Source organism: Fluviicola sp., assembly GCF_030151805.1.
Classification (GTDB): Bacteria; Bacteroidota; Bacteroidia; order Flavobacteriales_D; family Crocinitomicaceae; genus Fluviicola.
Window position 1 is genome coordinate 1 of the sequence record NZ_JASLCN010000063.1, and the last position, 5,714, is coordinate 5,714.

Consider the following 5,714-nt stretch of genomic DNA (forward strand, 5'->3'; position numbering starts at 1 on the left):
TGTATCGGCTACCGGGTTGACTCCCGGAAATACGTATTACATCATGATTGATGGTTTTGCGGGAGATGTCTGTGATTACACTTTTGCTGCAAATTCCGGGGTAGCGATTCCGGTAGATGTGAATCCGGTAACTTCATCTGTTTGTGCCGGACAATCCGTTACGCTGACTGCCACCGGAGGAAACGGAACGTATAACTGGAATGCTTCTCCGAATTTAAGTGGTACAACAGGTGCTACGGTTACGGCAACACCGCCTTCGACGCCAGGAACATATACCTACACGGTTAATTCGTCTGGAGGAAACCCGATGTGCCCGTCATCTACTTCTGCAACGGCTACAATTACCGTAACGCCTTGCGGTGGTTGTACCATAACGGCTTCGAATAGCGGAAATGTCTGTGAAGGAACTCCGACTTTTAATTTGACGGCGACCAATGTTGCCGGTGCAACTTTTAACTGGGTTGGTCCGAACGGATTTACTTCAACTGCTCAAAATCCGACGGCTGTGCCTGTTCCGGCAACTCCGGGATCTTACACCTATACTGTCACAGCAACGGTTGCGGGAGTTCCCTGCAGTTCAACTACTACGTTGGTTGTCAATCCAACGCCGACAATTACGGCTCCGGTTACCACCTTGTGTGCGGGCGCTACAACAACGCTTACAGGCTCTGGAACTGCGCATGCGACTACTCCGTGGGCATCATCCAACACTTCAGTAGCGACTGTTTCTGCAAGTAGTGTGGTAACAGCTGTGGCTACAGGAACGACCACCATTACATTTATGAATTCAGGATCCTGTACGCAAACGCAGGTTATGACGGTTGTAGCCAATCCTACGGCTACCATTTCGGGAAGCACCACGATCTGTTCCGGCTCAAATGCAACGATCACTTTTGCAGGAACTCCGAATGCAACGGTAACTTATCAGGTTGGAGGAGCAAACCAAACGATCGTTCTGGATGCAGCCGGAAATGCAACGATTTCTGTTTCACCTGCAAGTACAACAACTTATTCCTTGTCGAGCGTTCAGATCAATCCACCGGGTGGATGCAGTGCAACAATTTCAGGATCGGCAACAATTACGGTTTCACCGCTGCCTGTAGCAACTGCTGTTCTTCCGATCAATGAATGCACGGGTGCGAATGTGAGTGTTCCGGCATTTGTGTCAACACCTGCAGGGGCAACATTTAACTGGTCGAATAGTAATCCTTCCATTGGATTGGCTGCAAACGGAACCGGAAACATTCCGTCATTCACTGGTTTGAACCCGGGAACAACCCCGAATAGTGCAACGATTACGCTTATACCGACCTTGAATAACTGTGTGGGAACGGCAATCACTTTTGTAATTACAATTACGCCACCACCAACGGCTAATGCCGGAACCGCTATTTCTTTATGCCAGGGAGTTTCGACCGGAAATCAGCTTGGATTACCTCCGGTTGCCGGAAATTCCTATTCCTGGTCTCCGGCTACAGGATTAAGCGACGCAACAATTGCGAATCCGACCTTCAGCACTTCAGTTCCGGGAACAACAACTTATACACTCACAGTGACAAATGCTGCAGGTTGTACGAGTTCGGATGCAGTAATCGCAACGGTATTTGCGTTGCCGGTGGTTTCGTTTTCCAGCAATATTACGGCAGGATGTAACCCGCAAACGATTATTTTTACAAATAACAGCGCGAATTCAGTGAATTGTGTCTGGAACTTCCAGGGATTCGGAACACAAAACGGGTGCGGGACAGTTACTCAATGGTATAACGCAGCGGGAGTTTTTGACGTTGGACTGACTATTACGGATGCGAACGGCTGTACCAATTCGGCAAGCAATGTGGGAATGATCTCGATTTTTCCACAGCCGGATGCGCATTTTAGTGCAAACCCGACTCAGACCAGTATTGTAGATCCTTACTTTGTCTTTACGAATACGTCTTCTTCTGCGCTAAATTACTCCTGGAATTTTGGTGACGGAACAACTTCATCTGCTTTCAGTCCGTCGCACACTTATCCCGAAACTCCGGGATCTTACCGGGTGATACTTTATGCTTCTTCCGGACCATGTATTGATTCAGCGTGGGCAACAGTAGAAATAGCAGATGAGTTGATTTATTATGTTCCGAATACCTTTACACCGGATGGAGATGAGCACAACAATGTTTTCCTGCCGGTCTTCAATAACAGTTTCGACAAACAATCTTACACGATGCTGATTTTTAACCGCTGGGGAGAAGTGCTTTTCGAATCGCATGACCTGGCTGTGGGATGGGACGGAACTTACTTCGGTGAAATGTGCAAGGAAGGGCAATATGCTTACAAGATTGTGATTAAACAACGAAACAGGGATAAGCGGATTGAGGTCATCGGTCATGTCAATCTCTTCAGATAAATCAAAAAAGAATGAGCAAAAAGTAGGGGGCGAAAAATTTTTCGCCCCCTACTTTTTTATTGATTTAAGCTACCACACTTAATTATTAGAAATCTTTTGTGTTGTTAACTATGCTAATTCCTACTTTGTTTTCGGAACGAGTTTTTTGCGCTCTCTGATGTGCAATGCTTTGTGATAAATGATCGGGAAGACCAGAAGCGTAAAGATCGTAGCTGTTACCAATCCTCCGATAATGACAATCGCTAATGGTTTTTGACTTTCGGAACCGATTCCGCTGCTCAACGCCGCAGGAAGCAAACCGATTGCAGCCATCATGGCGGTCATGATTACCGGTCTTGTTCTGACTTTCACGGCATTGACGATTGCCTGACCCAAATCATCGAGTGTTTTTGCCTGTTTATGGAATTCGGAGATCAGAATCACACCGTTCTGGACACAAATTCCGAAGAGTGCAATGAATCCGACTCCTGCAGAAATCCCGAAGTTCATCCCGGTAATATGCAGGGCTAAAATTCCACCGATCAAAGCAAAAGGAACGTTGATCAAAACATAGGCTGCATCTTTTGCATTGTTGAACATAATAAACAGGAGAATGAAAATCATAACCAAACTAATAGGAACTACCTGTGATAAACGCTTACTGGCACGTACCTGATTTTCAAATTCTCCTGTCCAACCTAATTTATATCCTGCAGGAAGCTTAATGTGCGCATTCACATTGTGTTGTGCTTCAGCAATCGTACTTCCCAAATCCCGTTCACGAACAGAGAATTTCACCCCGATGAATCGTTTCGTATTATCCCGGTAAATGAAAGCAGGACCTGTGATTTGCTTCACGGTTGCTACTTCTTTCAACGGAATCCGGTTTCCGGTAATGGTCGGAATCATCAGCATCAGGATGTCGTCTTCGTTTTTACGGAAATCCTTGTCATAACGAATCCGGATATCGAATTTCTTTTCTCCTTCGTATTTCTGGGTCGCTGTTTTTCCACCGATTGCCATTTCAATCACCGCCTGAGCTTCGGATTTCGTCACTCCGTAGATTGCCATTTTTTCTTCATCCAATACAACGCTCATTTCCGGTTGCCCTACATTTCGAAGAATTCCGACATCCTTGATTCCGGGAACGTCTTTGATCTGTGCAATCACCTGGTTGGCATATTCGTCCAGTTTATCCAGGTCGTCACCATAGATTTTAATGGCGTTGGAAGCTTTGATACCTGCTGCAGCTTCAGCCACGTTGTCAATGATAGGTTGGGAATAGTTGAAGGTGATTCCCTGGTACACGCTCAGGCGCTTATCCATTTCATCCACGATTCCGTCCATGGTAATCTTGCGTTTCCATTCTGCTTTCGGATACAAATCCACCTGGAATTGCACAAAGTAAAATCCGTTCGGATCCGTTCCGTCGTTACTTCTTCCGGTTTGTGAAAGCACTGATTTCACTTCCGGGAATTTTTTCAGTTTTTCCCGAAGTTCATTTGTGATCTTAACACTTTCGGTTAAAGAGGTACTCATCGGTAATTCTGCGGTAACCCATAAGGCTCCTTCATTCAACGGCGGTAAGAATTCGGTTCCCAGCCATCTGGTAGAAACAACTGTTAGTCCGAAACAAACTGTTGCAATCAGCAAGGTGAGCTTTTTGCGTTTGAAAGTCCAGTTGAATCCTCTGTCAATGGTTTTATTGACAAAGCGCGTGAAGAAGTTTTCCTTTTCCTTTACATTTTTATTGAGCAGGATCGAGCTCAGAACAGGAACCAGGGTCAAGGTGAAAATCAAGGCGCCAAGTAAGGCGAAACCAAGTGTCCACGCAAGCGGCGAGAACATTTTTCCTTCCACTTTTTCAAAAGAGAAAATAGGAAGCAGGGCAGAAATGATGATCAGTTTGGAGAAGAAAATGGCTTTCCCCATCTGAACTCCGGTTGTACGGATCAATCCCATTTTTGCAAGTTTGTTGAAGCGTTCTGTTCCAACCTGCTTTGCTTTGTGGTCAAGGGCTACGAATATTCCCTCGACCATGACGACGGCTCCGTCAATGATGATTCCGAAGTCAATGGCTCCTAAGGAGATGAGGTTTGCACTCATTCCTTTCAGATACAGCATGAAAAAGGCAAACAATAACGAGAGCGGAATCACGACCGCTACCACCACTGTTGTTCTCCAGTCGGCCATGAAAATAAATACGACTACCGTAACGAGTACGATTCCTTCCAGCAAGTTGTGCATAACCGTTTCCGTACAATAAGTCATCAGGTTATCGCGGTCGTAGAAGGTTTTCATCTTCACATCCGAAGGAAGGGTAGAAGTGTTCAATTCTTCGATCTTCTCTTTCACTCGTGCCAATACTTCACTCGGATTTTCTCCTTTTCGCATCACCACGATTCCTTCAACTACGTCGTCATTTTTTCCAAGACCAACCTGACCAACTCTCGGCGCACTGGCTTCTTTAACCGTTGCGACGTTTTTAACCAACAACGGGTTCCCGTTGAAAATATCTACAATCGTGTTTTCAATATCGGTTTGACTGTCCAGAAGTCCGATTCCCCGCACGACGTAAGCCTGACCGTTTTTCTCGATGACATCACCACCAACATTCAGATTCGACCTGTTGACGGCATCGTATAATTCCAGGGGAGTTAAATCGTATTGCTGCAATTTGACCGGATCAACGGAAATCTCATAGATTTTTTCTTGTCCTCCGAATGCTACCACATCGGCAACTCCTGATACGCTGCGGAGTTCCCGGTCGATTGTCCAGTTTTGAATTGTCAACAAATCCCGTGAATCCCGGTCTTTACTGGTGAGAATGTAACGGAATATTTCTCCTGTTGGGCCGTAAGGTGGTTGTACATCGGCATCGACACCGTCCGGGAGCTGGACGTTTTTCAACAGGTTATTGACCTGTTGCCGGGCGAAGAAATCATCTACGTCGTCTTCGAAGATCACTTTGATCACAGACAGTCCGAACATGGTCACACTGCGCACATTGGTTTTCTTCTGAACGCTGTTCATGGCAATTTCTATCGGAGTGGTCACGAAGCGTTCAACTTCTTCCGCACTTCGGCCATTCCATTCGGAAACGATAATGATCTGCGTATTGGTTACATCCGGAAATGCTTCAATAGGAATCCGGATATAGCTGATCACCCCTGCGATGATCAGTAATCCCACCCAAAAAAACGTGAAGAACTTGTTTTTCAGGGAAAATGAAAGAATACTTTTAATGAAATTGTTCATGCTTCCCTGTTTTAATCATTTAATGCATCATAGATCAACAAACCATTTTTTGAAATGATCTTTTCACCCGCTTTCAATCCGTGTTTGA

The 5,714-nt window shown here is 45.5% G+C and carries 2 protein-coding genes; one reads left to right on the forward strand and one right to left on the reverse strand.

Features of this window, described 5'->3' with window-relative positions; genetic code table 11:
* Positions 1-2,389, forward strand: a 2,389-nt coding sequence (locus Q1V93_RS02490) for a PKD domain-containing protein (protein WP_300660963.1), incomplete at its 5' end; no start/stop codon positions are given.
* Between the two features lie 120 nt (positions 2,390-2,509).
* Here Q1V93_RS02490 and Q1V93_RS02495 read toward each other — a convergent pair.
* The gene (locus Q1V93_RS02495) at positions 2,510-5,626 is read right to left on the reverse strand and encodes a CusA/CzcA family heavy metal efflux RND transporter (protein ID WP_300660965.1); all 3,117 of its coding nucleotides are present in this window, start codon (positions 5,624-5,626) and stop codon (positions 2,510-2,512) included.
* Positions 5,627-5,714: the final 88 nt, after the last annotated feature.

What these genes read in the sequence shown, in the direction of transcription:
- Q1V93_RS02495 (WP_300660965.1), bottom strand. Translation starts at nt 5,626, where the DNA reads ATGAACAATTTCATTAAAAGTATTCTTTCATTTTCCCTGAAAAACAAG.